Source organism: Rhodococcus sp. NCIMB 12038, assembly GCF_002165735.1.
In the GTDB taxonomy this organism is placed as follows: Bacteria; Actinomycetota; Actinomycetes; order Mycobacteriales; family Mycobacteriaceae; genus Rhodococcus_F.
In genome coordinates this window covers 135,730-150,291 of sequence record NZ_NHML01000012.1, presented here as the reverse complement: position 1 = coordinate 150,291, position 14,562 = coordinate 135,730, and the positions used below count along the sequence as shown (strand labels likewise).

The window sequence follows — 14,562 nt, the reverse complement described above, 5'->3', positions numbered from 1 at the left end:
TAGAGGACGAGAAGACTCATGGCAATCCGTAAGTACAAGCCGACTACCCCGGGCCGTCGTGGCTCGAGCGTCTCGGACTTCGCCGAGATCACTCGGTCGACCCCCGAGAAGTCGCTGGTTCGCCCGCTCCACGGACGCGGTGGACGTAACGCACACGGTCGTATCACTACCCGTCACAAGGGTGGCGGACACAAGCGCGCCTACCGGCTGATCGATTTCCGTCGCAACGACAAGGACGGCGTGCCGGCCAAGGTCGCTCACATCGAGTACGACCCCAACCGCACCGCGCGTATCGCCCTGCTGCACTACGCGGACGGCGAGAAGCGCTACATCATCGCCCCCAAGGGCCTGTTCCAGGGTGCACCGGTCGAGTCCGGTGCAGGCGCCGACATCAAGCCCGGCAACAACCTGCCCCTGCGCAACATCCCGACGGGTACCACCATCCACGCGGTGGAACTCCGCCCGGGTGGCGGCGCGAAGATGGCCCGCTCGGCCGGATCCAGCATCCAGCTGCTCGGTAAGGAAGGCACCTACGCCACGCTGCGTATGCCGTCCGGCGAAATCCGTCGCGTCGACGTTCGCTGCCGCGCCTCGATCGGTGAGGTCGGCAACGCCGAACAGTCGAACATCAACTGGGGCAAGGCCGGCCGCATGCGCTGGAAGGGCAAGCGCCCGACCGTCCGTGGTGTCGTGATGAACCCGGTCGACCACCCGCACGGTGGTGGTGAGGGTAAGACCTCCGGTGGTCGCCACCCGGTCAGCCCGTGGGGCAAGCCCGAGGGCCGCACCCGCAAGAACAAGGCGAGCGACAAGCTCATTGTCCGTCGTCGCCGTACCGGCAAGAACAAGCGCTAGGAGGGAGTGAAGGATGCCACGCAGCCTCAAGAAGGGCCCGTTCGTCGATGACCACCTCCTCGCGAAGGTGGACGTGCAGAACGAAAAGGGAACCAAGCAGGTCATCAAGACCTGGTCCCGTCGTTCCACGATCATCCCGGACTTCATCGGCCACACGTTTGCGGTTCACGACGGCCGCAAGCACGTCCCCGTGTTCGTTTCCGACTCGATGGTCGGACACAAGCTCGGAGAGTTTGCACCGACCCGCACGTTCAAGGGTCACATCAAGGATGATCGGAAGGCGAAGAGGCGATGAGCAACACCGAAACCGCCAACCCGACCGCCAAGGCAGTAGCGCGCCACGTGCGCGTCACGCCGATGAAGGCGCGTCGCGTTGTGGACCTGGTCCGCGGGCGTTCGGTTGAAGACGCCCTGAACATCCTGAAGTTCGCGCCGCAGGCAGCGAGCGAGCCGGTCGCCAAGGTGATCGCCTCCGCAGCAGCCAACGCCGAGAACAACCTCGACCTCGACCCGAGCACGCTTGTCGTCGCCACGGCGTTCGTGGACGAGGGCGCGACCCTCAAGCGGTTCCAGCCGCGTGCACAGGGACGTGCGTTCCGTATCCGCAAGCGCACCAGTCACATCACCGTGATCGTGGAGAGCCTGCCGAAGACCGGAACATCGACCCGTAATCGCCGGAAGGGAAGTGCTCAGTAGTGGGCCAGAAAATCAACCCGCACGGCTTCCGCCTCGGCATCACCACCGACTGGAAGTCTCGCTGGTACGCAGACAAGCAGTACGCGGAGTACGTCAAGGAAGACGTCGCCATCCGTAAGCTCCTCGCCACCGGCATGGAGCGCGCGGGCATCGCGAAGGTCGAGATCGAGCGCACGCGTGACCGTGTTCGTGTCGACATCCACACCGCCCGCCCGGGCATCGTCATCGGCCGCCGCGGCGCCGAAGCCGATCGCATCCGTTCCGAGCTCGAGAAGCTGACCGGCAAGCAGGTCCAGCTGAACATCCTCGAGGTCAAGAACGCCGAGGCCGAGGCTCAGCTCGTCGCACAGGGTGTGGCCGAGCAGCTCTCGAACCGTGTCGCTTTCCGTCGCGCGATGCGCAAGGCCATCCAGTCGGCCATGCGTCAGCCCAACGTCAAGGGAATCCGCGTTCAGTGCTCCGGTCGTCTCGGCGGCGCCGAGATGTCCCGGTCGGAGTTCTACCGCGAAGGCCGTGTGCCGCTGCACACGCTTCGCGCGGACATCGACTACGGCCTCTACGAGGCCAAGACCACCTTCGGCCGCATCGGCGTGAAGGTCTGGATCTACAAGGGCGACATCGTCGGTGGCAAGCGTGAGCTCGCCGCCAACGTGGCTGCTCCCGCAGGCGACCGCCCGCGGCGTGAGCGTCCGAGCCGTCCCCGTCGCTCCGGTGCCACCGGCACCACCGCGACCAGCACCGAGGCCGGCCGCGCAGCGACCGCCACCGCCGATGCACCCGCTACGACTGAACAGAAGGAGGGCTGACGCATGTTGATCCCACGGCGGGTCAAGCACCGCAAACAGCACCATCCGAGCCGTTCGGGTGCCGCCAAGGGTGGAACCCAGGTGACCTTCGGTGACTACGGCATCCAGGCTCTCGAGCCCGCCTACATCACCAACCGGCAGATCGAGTCCGCTCGTATCGCCATGACCCGGCACATCAAGCGTGGCGGCAAGATCTGGATCAACATCTTCCCGGATCGCCCCCTCACCAAGAAGCCGGCCGAAACCCGCATGGGTTCCGGTAAGGGTTCGCCCGAGTGGTGGATCGCGAACGTCAAGCCCGGTCGCGTGATGTTCGAAATGAGCTACCCCAATGAGGAGATCGCTCGTGAGGCCCTGCGTCGCGCGATGCACAAGCTCCCGTGCAAGTGCCGGATCGTGACAAGGGAGGAGCAGTTCTGATGGCTACTGGAACCCCAGCCGCAGAGCTCCGCGAGCTCACCGAAGAAGAGCTGGTCACCCGGCTTCGTGAGTCGAAGGAAGAGCTGTTCAACCTTCGTTTCCAGATGGCCACGGGTCAGATGGACAACAACCGTCGACTGCGTACCGTTCGTCACGAGATCGCGCGCATCTACACCGTTCTGCGTGAGCGTGAGCTCGGGCTGGCCGTCGGTCCGGACGCAGGTGACGCGGCATGAGTGAGGAAAAAGCAGTGAGCACTGAAGAGCGCGGCAGCCGTAAGGTCCGCACCGGATACGTCGTCTCCGACAAGATGGAGAAGACGATCGTGGTCGAGCTCGAGGACCGGGTCAAGCACCCGCTCTACGGCAAGATCATCCGGCGCACCAGCAAGGTGAAGGCGCACGACGAGAACGGCGTCGCAGGCATCGGTGACCGCGTGCAGCTGATGGAGACCCGTCCGCTGTCCGCGACCAAGCACTGGCGTCTCGTCGAGGTCCTCGAGAAGGCCAAGTAAGAAACCGAATAATGCATCCAGTACGATGGTGGGGTTGCCTTGCGGCAGACGCACGGCAACCCCACCGTTGTGCCGCCCACCCGGGCGGCCCCTCTCGCAGGGCACGGGTGCAGACCGCGCACGTCGGGTCGGAAATCTGCCGTGCAACAGTCCAGGTCAAGGAGAAGTAAGTGATTCAGCAGGAGTCGCGGCTGCGCGTCGCCGACAACACGGGTGCCAAGGAGATTCTCTGCATCCGCGTTCTCGGTGGTTCGTCTCGCCGCTACGCCGGGATCGGTGACATCATCGTCGCCACCGTCAAGGACGCCATCCCGGGTGGAAACATCAAGAAGGGCGAGGTCGTCAAGGCCGTCATCGTCCGCACCACCAAGGAACGCCGCCGTCCGGACGGGTCGTACATCAAGTTCGACGAGAACGCCGCCGTCCTCATCAAGCCGGACAACGATCCCCGTGGCACCCGCATCTTCGGCCCCGTCGGCCGCGAGCTGCGTGAGAAGAAGTTCATGAAGATCGTCTCGCTCGCCCCGGAGGTGCTGTGATGAAGGTGCACAAGGGTGACACCGTGCTGGTCATCGCCGGCAAGGACAAGGGCGCGAAGGGCAAGGTCATCCAGGCCTACCCCGCGACCAACAAGGTCCTCGTCGAAGGCGTGAACCGCATCAAGAAGCACACCGCGGTTTCCGCGAACGAGCGCGGAGCTTCCTCCGGCGGCATCGTCACGCAGGAAGCCCCGATCCACGTTTCCAACGTCGCGGTCGTCGACTCGGACGGCAACCCCACTCGCGTGGGCTACCGGACCGACGAAGAGTCCGGCAAGCGCGTTCGGATTTCCCGGAAGAACGGGAAGGACATCTGACATGACCTCCACTGAGAACAAGATCCAGCCGCGCCTGAAGACTCGCTACCGCGAGGAGATCAAGGCTGCGCTGAACACCGAGTTCGACTACGCCAACGTGATGCAGATCCCCGGCGTCGTCAAGGTCGTCGTCAACATGGGTGTCGGTGACGCCGCGCGCGACGCCAAGCTGATCAACGGTGCCGTCAACGATCTCGCTCTGATCACCGGTCAGAAGCCCGAGATCCGCAAGGCACGCAAGTCCATCGCGCAGTTCAAGCTCCGCGAGGGAATGCCGATCGGTGCCCGCGTCACGCTGCGTGGCGACCGCATGTGGGAGTTCCTGGACCGTCTCGTGTCCGTCGCGCTTCCCCGCATCAGGGACTTCCGCGGCCTGTCGGGCAACCAGTTCGACGGCAACGGCAACTACACGTTCGGCCTGAACGAGCAGTCGATGTTCCACGAGATCGACGTGGACAAGATCGACCGCCCGCGCGGCATGGACATCACCGTGGTGACCACCGCGACCAACAACGAAGAAGGCCGTGCCCTGCTGAAGCACCTCGGCTTCCCGTTCAAGGAGAACTGAGCTAATGGCTAAGAAGGCATTGGTCAACAAGGCCAACAAGAAGCCCAAGTTCGCGGTGCGCGCCTACACCCGCTGCCAGCGCTGCGGCCGTCCGCACTCGGTGTTCCGCAAGTTCGGCCTGTGCCGAATCTGCGTCCGTGAGATGGCGCACGCCGGCGAGCTGCCCGGCGTTCACAAGAGCTCCTGGTGAGCCGGTGACGCCGTCGCCTCCCCGGCGACGGCGTCACCCCCCACAGACTTCCGGTTCGTAACCTCGGACCGGGAAACGTAAGACCTACTTCGCGATAGGCCTGCGCCGGAAACGGCAGAGGGAACCGTTGTGAGAAAGGTAGAGGTCAACCTCATGACCATGACCGACCCCATCGCAGACTTCTTGACGCGTCTGCGCAACGCCAACACGGCGTACCACGATGAGGTGAAGTTGCCCCACTCGAAGATCAAGGCGAACATCGCCGAGATCCTCAAGCGCGAGGGTTACATCGCCGACTACCGCACCGAAGACGCCGAGGTCGGCAAGACCCTCATCGTCGACCTGAAGTACGGCCCGAGCCGTGAGCGCAGCCTCGCCGGCGTGCGCCGCGTCTCCAAGCCGGGTCTGCGTGTGTACGCGAAGTCCACCAACCTGCCCAAGGTTCTGGGCGGCCTCGGCGTGGCGATCATTTCCACGTCCACCGGCCTGCTCACCGATCGCCAGGCGGCCAATCAAGGAGTGGGCGGGGAAGTCCTCGCCTACGTCTGGTAAGGGAGGCCACCACAATGTCGCGTATTGGAAAGATTCCCGTCACCGTCCCCGGCGGCGTCGACGTCTCGATCGACGGCCAGGACGTCACGGTCAAGGGACCCAAGGGCTCGCTGGCCCTGACGATCTCCGAGCCGATTGCCATTGCGAAGAACGACGACGGCACGCTCAGCGTGACCCGTCCGGACGACGAGCGTCGCAGCCGCGCGCTGCACGGTCTGTCTCGCACCCTGGTTCAGAACCTCATCACCGGTGTCACCGACGGTTACACCACCAAGATGGAGATTCACGGCGTCGGTTACCGCGTCGCGCTCAAGGGCAAGGACCTCGAGTTCGCACTCGGCTACAGCCACCCGGTCCCGATCGAGGCTCCGGAAGGCATCACCTTCGCGGTCGAGTCGCCCACCAGGTTCTCGGTGTCGGGCATCGACAAGCAGAAGGTCGGGCAGATCTCGGCCAACATCCGTCGTCTCCGTCGTCCGGACCCGTACAAGGGCAAGGGCGTGCGTTACGAGGGTGAGCAGATCCGCCGCAAGGTCGGAAAGACGGGTAAGTGATATGAGCCAGACTGCAAACCAGAAAGCCAAGCGGATTCCGCTCGGCAAGGATGCGTCCACGAAGCGTCGCCTGTCGAAGGTGCGTCGTCACTTCCGTCTCCGCAAGAAGGTCTCCGGCACGCCCGAGCGTCCCCGCTTGGTCGTCAACCGGTCCTCGCGCCACATCCACGTCCAGCTCGTGGACGACCTCGCAGGCCACACCCTGGCCGCGGCGTCGACCACCGAGGCCGACGTGCGTGCAGCGGACGGCGACAAGAAGGCCCTCAGTGCGAAGGTCGGTCAGCTGATCGCCGAGCGCGCGAAGGCAGCCGGTGTCGAGACCGTCGTGTTCGACCACGGCGGACACGGCTACCACGGTCGCATCGCGGCCCTTGCGGACGCAGCTCGCGAAGGCGGGTTGAAGTTCTGATGACCAAGACCGAGTACATGAACGGAAGGACAGCCTGATGCCGGGACGTCAGAGGCGTGACGGCGGAAGCGGACCCGCCGGACAGAATGGCCCCAACACCGGGGACAACCGCGGCGGCGGCGACCGTCGCGGTGGCGGTCGCGACGATCGTCGCGGCGGACAGTCGGCCGAGAAGTCGAACCACATCGAGCGCGTTGTCACGATCAACCGCGTGTCGAAGGTCGTCAAGGGTGGTCGTCGCTTCAGCTTCACCGCTCTGGTGATCGTGGGCGACGGCAACGGACTGGTCGGCGTCGGCTACGGCAAGGCCAAGGAAGTTCCTGCGGCCATCCAGAAGGGCGTCGAGGAGGCTCGCAAGAGCTTCTTCCGCGTTCCGATGATCGGCAGCACCATCACGCACCCGATTCAGGGTGAGGCCGCAGCAGGCGTCGTCATGCTGCGTCCGGCAAGCCCCGGTACCGGTGTCATCGCCGGTGGCGCGGTGCGTGCCGTGCTGGAATGCGCCGGCATCCACGACATTCTGTCGAAGTCGCTCGGTAGCGACAACGCCATCAATGTTGTGCATGCGACCGTCGCTGCGCTCAAGGGCCTGCAGCGCCCCGAGGAAGTTGCCGCTCGCCGCGGTCTCGCCCTCGAGGACGTTGCCCCTGCCGGCATGCTGCGTGCGCGCGCACAGGCTGGGAGCGTGAAGTAATGGCCGAACTCAAGGTCACTCAGATCAAGAGCACCATCGGTACCAAGCAGAACCAGCGGAACTCGCTGCGCACCCTCGGCTTGAAGGGCATCCGTCAGACGGTTGTCCGCGAGGACAATGCGCAGAACCGCGGTCTGATCAACGTGGTGCGCCACCTCGTCACAGTTGAGGAGGTCTAACCATGACCATCAAACTGCATCACCTGCGCCCCGCGCCGGGAGCCAAGTCCGACAAGATCCGCGTCGGTCGTGGTGAAGGCGGCAAGCGCGGCAAGACCGCAGGCCGCGGCACGAAGGGCACCAAGGCCCGCAAGAACGTGCCCGCCGCCTTCGAGGGTGGACAGATGCCGCTGCACATGCGTCTGCCCAAGCTCAAGGGCTTCACCAACCCGTTCCGCACCGAGTACCAGGTCGTCAACGTCGGCGACATCGCCCGTCTGTTCCCCGAGGGTGGACAGGTCACGGTCGAGGACCTCGTTGCCAAGGGTGCCGTTCGCAAGAACCAGCTCGTCAAGGTTCTCGGCGACGGCGACCTGACTGTCGCCGTCCAGGTGACGGTCGACAAGTTCACCGGCTCCGCCAAGGAGAAGATCGCTGCTGCCGGTGGTACCGCCACCGAGCTGTGAGCTATCACCGCTAGCCAGTAGATGGCCGCAGTACAGCCTCGCGCTGTACTGCGGCCATTTGCGGCTGTACGGGCAGCACTGCCGCAGGTCTCCCAACTGTGCGTTCAGTTGCCACTGTTAGAGTTCTAGAGTTCATTCACGGACAAGTCTGCTTACGACTTCGTCTCCCCACCGTCGTGCCAGGAGGATCTTTGCTTTCCGCCTTCGTCTCGGCCCTCAGGACCCCGGACCTGAGGCGGAAGATCCTCATCGCGCTCGGTCTCGTTGCGCTGTATCGCATCGGTGCCGTGATCCCGTCGCCGGGCGTCGACTACGCCAACGTCCGATCGTGTGTCGATCAGCTGTCGGGCGGCGATACCGCGGGCATCTACTCGCTGATCAACCTGTTCTCCGGCGGTGCACTGCTGCAGCTGTCGATCTTCGCGATCGGCATCATGCCGTACATCACGGCCAGCATCATCGTCCAGCTGTTGACGGTCGTCATTCCGAAGTTCGAGGAACTCCGGAAGGAAGGCCAGTCCGGCCAGGCGAAGATGACGCAGTACACGCGCTATCTGTCGATCGCCCTGGCGATCCTGCAGGCCACCGGCATCGTGGCGCTCGCGTCCCGCGGCCAGCTGCTGCAGGGATGCCAGGAAGAGATCATCGCCGACAAGAGCATCTTCGGTCTCGTCATCATCGTGCTGGTCATGACCGCGGGTGCTGCACTCGTCATGTGGTTCGGCGAGGTCATCACCGAGCGCGGTGTCGGCAACGGCATGTCGCTGCTGATCTTCTCGGGTATCGCGTCCCGCCTGCCGTCCGAGGGCAAGGCCATCCTGGACAGCCGCGGTGGACTGATCTTCGCGATCATCTGCGTCGCGGCGCTCGCCATCATCGCCGGCGTGGTCTTCGTCGAGCAGGGCCAGCGGCGTATCCCGGTGCAGTACGCCAAGCGCATGGTCGGCCGCAAGATGTACGGCGGTTCGTCGACGTACCTGCCGCTCAAGGTCAACCAGGCGGGCATCATCCCGGTCATCTTCGCGTCGTCGCTGCTGTACCTGCCGAACCTCATCGCGCAGCTCACCGGTGCCACGTCGGCCGCCGACCCCAGCTGGTGGCAGCGGATCATCAACGAGTACCTGGTGAATCCGAACAACCCGGTGTACATCGTCATCTACTTCGCGTTGATCGTATTCTTCGTGTTCTTCTACGTCGCGATCACGTTCAATCCGGAAGAGCGCGCGGACGAGATGAAGAAGTTCGGCGGCTTCATCCCCGGTATCCGCCCGGGTCGCCCCACCGCGGACTACCTGAATTACGTGCTCAACCGCATCACCGTTCCCGGCTCGATCTACCTCGGCCTGATCGCGGTGCTGCCCCACTTCTTCCTGTCCGGAAGCCAGACCTCCAGCAGCATCTTCGGTGGTGCGGCCGTGCTGATTCTCGTCAGCGTCGCCCTGGACACGGTCAAGCAGATCGAAAGTCAATTGATGCAACGTAACTACGAAGGGTTCCTCAAGTGAGACTTGTCCTCCTTGGTCCTCCCGGTGCAGGCAAGGGCACCCAGGCCGCGATCCTGTCCGAGAAGCTCGGCGTCCCGCACATCTCCACGGGCGACCTGTTCCGCGCGAACATCGGCCAGGCCACCCCTCTCGGCCTCGAGGCGAAGAAGTACCTGGACGCCGGGGACCTGGTTCCCAGCGAGATCACCAACAACATGGTGAAGGCCCGCGTCGGCGAGCCGGATGCCGCCAACGGGTTCCTCCTCGACGGCTTCCCCCGGACCGTCGACCAGGCTCAGGCGCTCGAGGCGATCCTGGCCGAGCTGAACACCAAGCTCGACGCCGTGCTGTCGTTCATCGTCGACGAGGACGTCGTGGTCGAGCGAATGCTGGCCCGTGGCCGCGCCGACGACAAGGAAGACGTCATCCGCAACCGGCTCCGGGTGTACCGCGAGGAGACCGCGCCGCTGCTCGACTACTACAAGGAGCAGCTCGTGACCGTCGACGCCCTCGGTGAGGTCGACGAGGTCAACGCTCGCGCACTGGCAGCGCTGGGCAAGTAATGGGCTTCGGGCGTAAGCGCAAGGTCGTTCCGTTCCGGACCGCGGGCGAGCTGGACGCGATGGCGGCCGCCGGTGCCATCGTCGGTGCGGCTCTCGTCGCGGTCCGCGAAGCGGCGAAGCCGGGCGTGAGCACGCTCGAACTCGACGAGGTGGCCGAGTCGGTCATCCGCGGCGCCGGCGCCGTGCCGTCGTTCAAGGGCTACCACGGGTTCAGCGGGTCGATCTGTTCGTCCGTGAACGATCGCGTGGTACACGGGATCCCCTCGGCAGAAGACATTCTCGCCGAGGGAGACCTCGTCTCGATCGACTGCGGCGCCATTCTCGACGGCTGGCACGGCGACTCTGCGTGGACCTTCGGTGTCGGCGACATCATCGAAGCTGACCAGCAGCTCAGTGAGGCCACCCGGCTGTCGATGGAGGCGGGGATCGCGGCCATGTTGGCGGGCAACCGGCTCACCGACATCTCGCACGCCATCGAACTCGGCACCCGCGCCGCCGAGGTCGCGCACGACCGCAAGTACGGCATCGTCGACGGCTACGGCGGTCACGGAATCGGCCGGGAAATGCACATGGAGCCGTTCCTCGCCAACGAGGGAGCCCCGGGCAAGGGGCCTCAACTGGTGGTCGGTTCCGTTCTGGCCATCGAGCCGATGCTGACCCTCGGCACCACGGATACGGTTGTCCTCGAGGATGATTGGACTGTCGTCACCACGGACGGCACTCGTGCCGCGCACTGGGAGCACACGGTCGCCGTCACCGAGGACGGACCGCGCATCCTGACCCTGCGTCCGGAGTAGCGGCCACCTGCGGGTGCGGGCTACACGTCGATCAGCAGCGTCACCGGGCCGTCGTTGACGAGGCTGATCTCCATGTGTTCGCCGAACACACCCGTCTCGACGGTTGCGCCCAGTTCGCGGAGGGCACCGGTGAACTCGTCCACCAGTGGTTCCGCCACGGGCCTCGGCGCCGCGGCGGACCAGGACGGTCGCCTGCCCCGCCGGGTGTCCGCCATCAGCGTGAACTGACTGGCGACGAGCACCGGGGCGTCGAGGTCGGCAGCGGACTGCTCGTTCTCCAGGATGCGCATGGTCCACACCTTCTTCGCGAGCAGCGCCGCCTTCGCCGCGTCGTCAGTGTGGGTGACGCCAACCAGGACGAGCAGCCCGTGGCCGCCGGCCGGGGGAGTGATCCGTCCCACCTCGTCGCCGTCCACCCGTACCGACGCGGACGTCACTCGCTGTACCAGGGCGCGCACGCACACCATCCTTCGAGAGTCGTGTCCGGTGGGGTTCGGAAGCGGAATTCTCGCCAGGCGCGCGGGTCGTCCGAGGACCGCATTTGGCCTGGTGAGCAATTTCCCGTAACATGGATCAACGGTGCGCTATGCGTGCCGGTTGTCTGCGTGCCCAGTGCCGGATTCGATCCGGATTGTTCATGTTTCGGCCGGTGAAGATCCCATTGGGCGCCACGGTAACGGAAACAGATGCAATAAGCACGCCAAACCACATGGATCGCGGAGGATATGGCTAAGAAAGACGGGGCCATCGAGGTCGAGGGACGAGTAGTCGAGCCGCTGCCCAATGCGATGTTCCGCATTGAGCTCGAGAACGGCCACAAGGTTCTCGCCCACATCAGCGGAAAGATGCGTCAGCACTACATTCGCATCCTCCCGGAAGATCGCGTTGTCGTGGAGCTGTCGCCCTACGACCTGTCGCGCGGACGCATCGTTTACCGGTACAAGTAAAGCTTCCCCGCCCGACCAGGTCGGGGAGAAGTACGTCCGCTGCGGATCTGCGTAGTGGGCTGCCACAAAACAGGAGATCAGAAGACGTGAAGGTTCAGCCGAGCGTCAAGAAGATCTGCGAAAAGTGCAAGGTGATCCGTCGTAACGGCCGGGTCATGGTGATCTGCGAGAACCTGCGCCACAAGCAGCGTCAGGGCTAGATCTCCGCTTTTCGAGGATCTGCTTGGCAACAAGCAAAGATGACCTCCCAGCACCAGCCAGTACTCACGGCTCTCGAGCAGGTATTGGTTCACCCCCGGCACGGAGGCCGGGGCCCCACTGAGTTAGTTGAAGCATTGTCGGTCGCGAGACCGCCGACGTTTGAAGAGGCACAGGGGATGGACTGGGAGCAGACCTCCGCACACCGATAGGAAATGCCGACATGGCACGTCTCGCAGGTGTCGATCTTCCCCGTGAAAAGCGGATGGAGATCGCACTTACTTACATCTACGGCATCGGCCGTACCCGCTCCAAGGAGATCCTGGACGCCACCGGCGTCAGCCCGGATCTGCGGAGCAAGGATCTCTCGGACGAGGATCTGGCCAAGCTCCGCGAGTACATCGAGGAGTCGCTGAAGGTCGAGGGTGACCTTCGCCGCGAGGTCCAGGCCGACATCCGACGCAAGATCGAGATCGGCTGCTACCAGGGCCTGCGCCACCGTCGTGGTCTGCCCGTGCGTGGTCAGCGCACCAAGACCAACGCCCGTACCCGTAAGGGTCCGAAGCGCACCATTGCAGGCAAGAAGAAGGCGAAGTAATGCCCCCCAAGTCACGTAGCACCGGTCCGAAGAAGACCCAGAAGGCGCGTCGCAGGGACAAGAAGAACGTCCCGCACGGCGCCGCCCACATCAAGAGCACGTTCAACAACACCATCGTGTCCATCACGGACCCCGCCGGAAACGTGATTTCCTGGGCGTCCTCGGGACACGTCGGCTTCAAGGGTTCGCGTAAGTCGACCCCGTTCGCCGCCCAGCTGGCCGCAGAGAATGCAGCCCGCAAGGCGCAGGAGCACGGTGTCAAGAAGGTCGACGTCTTCGTCAAGGGCCCCGGCTCCGGCCGTGAGACCGCGATCCGCTCGCTTCAGGCTGCAGGCCTCGAGGTCGGCACCATTTCCGATGTCACCCCCCAGCCGCACAACGGCTGCCGTCCGCCCAAGCGGCGTCGGGTCTAGCGGGAAGGATAGGTAGAAAAAAATGGCACGTTATACCGGACCCATCACCCGCAAGTCGCGTCGTCTGCGCGTCGACCTCGTTGGAGGCGACCAGGCGTTCGAGCGTCGTCCCTACCCGCCGGGCCAGCACGGCCGCGCGCGGATCAAGGAGAGCGAGTACCTGCTCCAGCTGCAGGAGAAGCAGAAGGCTCGCTTCACCTACGGCGTCATGGAGAAGCAGTTCCGCCTGTACTACAAGGAGGCGAACAACCGCCCCGGTAAGACCGGTGAGAACCTGCTCCGCATCCTGGAGTCGCGTCTCGACAACGTCGTGTACCGCGCCGGACTGGCACGCACCCGCCGCCAGGCCCGTCAGCTGGTCACGCACGGTCACCTTCTCGTGAACAACAAGAAGGTCGACATCCCCAGCTACCGCGTCTCCCAGTACGACATCATCGATGTCAAGGACAAGTCGCTGTCCACGCTTCCCTTCCAGGTTGCGCGCGAGACCCAGGGCGATCGCCCGATCCCGGGTTGGCTGCAGGTTGTCGGTGGACGTCTCCGGGTTCTCGTTCACCAGCTTCCCGAGCGTGCGCAGATCGACGTTCCTCTGCAGGAACAGCTCATCGTCGAGTACTACTCGAAGTAGGCCTGACGGCTCGTGCGCCTTTCCGGTAGTTCCGACTACCGGAAAGGCGCACGGGCACGAAGTGCCTTTCCCATCGTGGGCGTCAAATAGCGGACGCCCGTACAGGAGGAAATCCAATGCTCATTTCTCAGCGACCCACGCTGACCGAAGAGGTCATCGCTGACAACCGCTCGAAGTTCGTCATCGAGCCCCTCGAGCCAGGCTTCGGGTACACCCTCGGCAATTCGCTCCGCCGTACGCTGCTCTCGTCGATCCCCGGCGCTGCTGTCACCAGCATCCGCATCGACGGCGTTCTGCACGAGTTCACCACAGTTCCCGGTGTGAAGGAAGACGTCACCGACGTCATTCTGAACCTCAAGGGCCTCGTGGTGAGCTCCGAAGAGGACGAGCCGGTCACCATGTACGTCCGCAAGCAGGGCCCCGGCGCTGTGACCGCAGGCGACATCGTGCCCCCGGCCGGCGTCACCGTGAACAACCCGGATCTGCACATCGCCACCCTGAACGACAAGGGAAAGCTGGAGATCGAGCTCGTCGTCGAGCGCGGTCGCGGCTACGTCCCCGCCGTCCAGAACAAGGCGTCCGGCGCCGAGATCGGCCGTATCCCGGTCGACTCGATCTACTCGCCGGTGCTCAAGGTCACCTACAAGGTGGAGGCCACCCGTGTCGAGCAGCGCACCGACTTCGATCGGCTCGTGCTCGATGTGGAAACCAAGAACTCCATCACCGCTCGGGACGCGCTCGCTTCTGCGGGCAAGACCCTGGTTGAGCTCTTCGGCCTGGCCCGTGAGCTGAACGTCGAAGCAGAAGGCATCGAGATCGGACCCTCGCCCGCCGAGGCCGATCACATTGCTTCGTTCGGACTGCCCATCGAGGACCTGGACCTGACGGTCCGTTCCTACAACTGCCTCAAGCGCGAAGGTGTTCACACCGTCGGTGAGCTTGTCGGCCGTACCGAGTCCGATCTGCTCGACATCCGCAACTTCGGACAGAAGTCCATCGACGAGGTGAAGGTCAAGCTGCATTCGCTCGGCCTGGCCCTCAAGGACAGCCCCGCGTCCTTCGATCCCACCACCGTTGCCGGCTACGACGCCGCCACCGGAACGTGGAGCGACACGGACGCCGGTTCCTTCGGTGATGCCGAGGGCACCGAGGACTACGCCGAGACCGAACAGCTGTAGCTCACGGTCCTTTACTA

At 64.4% G+C, this 14,562-nt stretch carries 27 protein-coding genes; 26 read left to right on the top strand and 1 reads right to left on the bottom strand.

Going from position 1 to position 14,562, the window contains the following annotated elements; translation table 11 throughout:
* Positions 1–18 precede the first annotated feature (18 nt).
* The 20 genes from rplB to map all read left to right on the top strand — a co-directional run bounded on the left by rplB (position 19) and on the right by map (position 10,583).
* Positions 19–855, top strand: a complete 837-nt coding sequence (rplB, locus tag CA951_RS19935) for a 50S ribosomal protein L2 (RefSeq protein ID WP_015889918.1) — start codon at positions 19–21, stop codon at positions 853–855.
* 13 nt (positions 856–868) lie between these two features.
* Positions 869–1,150 carry a 30S ribosomal protein S19 gene (gene rpsS / locus CA951_RS19930; protein WP_003940820.1) on the top strand — a complete coding sequence of 94 codons (282 nt, stop codon included), beginning with the start codon at positions 869–871 and terminating at the stop codon, positions 1,148–1,150.
* On the top strand, positions 1,147–1,551 hold the full coding sequence (gene rplV, locus CA951_RS19925; RefSeq protein ID WP_005239634.1) for a 50S ribosomal protein L22: 405 nt from the start codon (positions 1,147–1,149) through the stop codon (positions 1,549–1,551). Before rpsS ends, rplV begins: the two co-directional genes overlap by 4 nt.
* Entirely contained in the window at positions 1,551–2,357 is an 807-nt protein-coding gene (gene rpsC / locus CA951_RS19920) for a 30S ribosomal protein S3 (RefSeq protein WP_005239635.1), read from the top strand. Before rplV ends, rpsC begins: the two co-directional genes overlap by 1 nt.
* Before the next feature lie 3 nt (positions 2,358–2,360).
* Positions 2,361–2,777 (top strand): 50S ribosomal protein L16, encoded by a 417-nt coding sequence (rplP, locus tag CA951_RS19915; protein WP_005239636.1) that lies wholly within the window; start codon positions 2,361–2,363, stop codon positions 2,775–2,777.
* Positions 2,777–3,013 (top strand): 50S ribosomal protein L29, encoded by a 237-nt coding sequence (gene rpmC, locus CA951_RS19910; protein ID WP_005239637.1) that lies wholly within the window; start codon positions 2,777–2,779, stop codon positions 3,011–3,013. The genes rplP and rpmC overlap by 1 nt, the downstream gene beginning before the upstream one ends.
* Entirely contained in the window at positions 3,010–3,291 is a 282-nt protein-coding gene (gene rpsQ, locus CA951_RS19905) for a 30S ribosomal protein S17 (RefSeq protein WP_005239638.1), read from the top strand. Before rpmC ends, rpsQ begins: the two co-directional genes overlap by 4 nt.
* Positions 3,292–3,461: 170 nt before the next feature.
* A complete protein-coding gene (gene rplN, locus CA951_RS19900) occupies positions 3,462–3,830 on the top strand; it encodes a 50S ribosomal protein L14 (RefSeq protein ID WP_005239639.1) in 369 nt (122 codons plus the stop codon).
* The gene (rplX, locus tag CA951_RS19895) at positions 3,830–4,147 is read left to right on the top strand and encodes a 50S ribosomal protein L24 (protein WP_005239640.1); all 318 of its coding nucleotides are present in this window, start codon (positions 3,830–3,832) and stop codon (positions 4,145–4,147) included. The genes rplN and rplX overlap by 1 nt, the downstream gene beginning before the upstream one ends.
* A 1-nt stretch (position 4,148) precedes the next feature.
* Positions 4,149–4,715 carry a 50S ribosomal protein L5 gene (rplE, locus tag CA951_RS19890; RefSeq protein WP_005239642.1) on the top strand — a complete coding sequence of 189 codons (567 nt, stop codon included), beginning with the start codon at positions 4,149–4,151 and terminating at the stop codon, positions 4,713–4,715.
* Between the two features lie 4 nt (positions 4,716–4,719).
* Positions 4,720–4,905 carry a type Z 30S ribosomal protein S14 gene (locus CA951_RS19885; RefSeq protein WP_005239644.1) on the top strand — a complete coding sequence of 62 codons (186 nt, stop codon included), beginning with the start codon at positions 4,720–4,722 and terminating at the stop codon, positions 4,903–4,905.
* Between the two features lie 153 nt (positions 4,906–5,058).
* The gene (gene rpsH, locus CA951_RS19880) at positions 5,059–5,457 is read left to right on the top strand and encodes a 30S ribosomal protein S8 (RefSeq protein ID WP_005239657.1); all 399 of its coding nucleotides are present in this window, start codon (positions 5,059–5,061) and stop codon (positions 5,455–5,457) included.
* Positions 5,458–5,471: 14 nt separating this feature from the next.
* A complete protein-coding gene (rplF, locus tag CA951_RS19875; protein ID WP_087558461.1) occupies positions 5,472–6,011 on the top strand; it encodes a 50S ribosomal protein L6 in 540 nt (179 codons plus the stop codon).
* Position 6,012: 1 nt separating this feature from the next.
* Positions 6,013–6,420, top strand: a complete 408-nt coding sequence (rplR, locus tag CA951_RS19870; RefSeq protein WP_015889921.1) for a 50S ribosomal protein L18 — start codon at positions 6,013–6,015, stop codon at positions 6,418–6,420.
* A 37-nt stretch (positions 6,421–6,457) separates the two neighbouring features.
* Entirely contained in the window at positions 6,458–7,114 is a 657-nt protein-coding gene (gene rpsE, locus CA951_RS19865) for a 30S ribosomal protein S5 (protein WP_072945703.1), read from the top strand.
* Positions 7,114–7,293, top strand: coding sequence for a 50S ribosomal protein L30 (gene rpmD / locus CA951_RS19860; RefSeq protein WP_005253859.1), 180 nt, complete (start codon positions 7,114–7,116; stop codon positions 7,291–7,293). Before rpsE ends, rpmD begins: the two co-directional genes overlap by 1 nt.
* 2 nt (positions 7,294–7,295) lie before the next feature.
* Positions 7,296–7,739, top strand: coding sequence for a 50S ribosomal protein L15 (gene rplO / locus CA951_RS19855; protein ID WP_005239667.1), 444 nt, complete (start codon positions 7,296–7,298; stop codon positions 7,737–7,739).
* Between the two features lie 191 nt (positions 7,740–7,930).
* Complete coding sequence (secY, locus tag CA951_RS19850) at positions 7,931–9,244, top strand: preprotein translocase subunit SecY (RefSeq protein ID WP_087558460.1); 1,314 nt, start codon at positions 7,931–7,933, stop codon at positions 9,242–9,244.
* Positions 9,241–9,786 (top strand): adenylate kinase, encoded by a 546-nt coding sequence (locus tag CA951_RS19845; RefSeq protein WP_072945707.1) that lies wholly within the window; start codon positions 9,241–9,243, stop codon positions 9,784–9,786. Before secY ends, CA951_RS19845 begins: the two co-directional genes overlap by 4 nt.
* Positions 9,786–10,583: a type I methionyl aminopeptidase gene (gene map / locus CA951_RS19840; RefSeq protein WP_072945709.1), complete on the top strand. Its 798-nt coding sequence runs from the start codon at positions 9,786–9,788 to the stop codon at positions 10,581–10,583. The genes CA951_RS19845 and map overlap by 1 nt, the downstream gene beginning before the upstream one ends.
* A 20-nt stretch (positions 10,584–10,603) precedes the next feature.
* Here map and dtd read toward each other — a convergent pair whose 3' ends face one another.
* Positions 10,604–11,041, bottom strand: coding sequence for a D-aminoacyl-tRNA deacylase (dtd, locus tag CA951_RS19835; protein ID WP_072945822.1), 438 nt, complete (start codon positions 11,039–11,041; stop codon positions 10,604–10,606).
* A 267-nt stretch (positions 11,042–11,308) separates the two neighbouring features.
* On the opposite strand from dtd, the gene infA reads away from it, so the two are divergent.
* The 6 genes from infA to CA951_RS19805 all read left to right on the top strand — a co-directional run bounded on the left by infA (position 11,309) and on the right by CA951_RS19805 (position 14,545).
* Complete coding sequence (infA, locus tag CA951_RS19830) at positions 11,309–11,530, top strand: translation initiation factor IF-1 (RefSeq protein ID WP_003418601.1); 222 nt, start codon at positions 11,309–11,311, stop codon at positions 11,528–11,530.
* Positions 11,531–11,616: 86 nt separating this feature from the next.
* The gene (rpmJ, locus tag CA951_RS19825) at positions 11,617–11,730 is read left to right on the top strand and encodes a 50S ribosomal protein L36 (RefSeq protein WP_003938068.1); all 114 of its coding nucleotides are present in this window, start codon (positions 11,617–11,619) and stop codon (positions 11,728–11,730) included.
* A gap of 221 nt (positions 11,731–11,951) precedes the next feature.
* Positions 11,952–12,326, top strand: coding sequence for a 30S ribosomal protein S13 (rpsM, locus tag CA951_RS19820; protein WP_005239677.1), 375 nt, complete (start codon positions 11,952–11,954; stop codon positions 12,324–12,326).
* Positions 12,326–12,739 (top strand): 30S ribosomal protein S11, encoded by a 414-nt coding sequence (rpsK, locus tag CA951_RS19815; protein ID WP_005239680.1) that lies wholly within the window; start codon positions 12,326–12,328, stop codon positions 12,737–12,739. The genes rpsM and rpsK overlap by 1 nt, the downstream gene beginning before the upstream one ends.
* A 22-nt stretch (positions 12,740–12,761) precedes the next feature.
* On the top strand, positions 12,762–13,367 hold the full coding sequence (rpsD, locus tag CA951_RS19810) for a 30S ribosomal protein S4 (protein WP_005239683.1): 606 nt from the start codon (positions 12,762–12,764) through the stop codon (positions 13,365–13,367).
* A gap of 116 nt (positions 13,368–13,483) precedes the next feature.
* Positions 13,484–14,545 (top strand): DNA-directed RNA polymerase subunit alpha, encoded by a 1,062-nt coding sequence (locus CA951_RS19805; protein WP_037244707.1) that lies wholly within the window; start codon positions 13,484–13,486, stop codon positions 14,543–14,545.
* Positions 14,546–14,562: the final 17 nt, after the last annotated feature.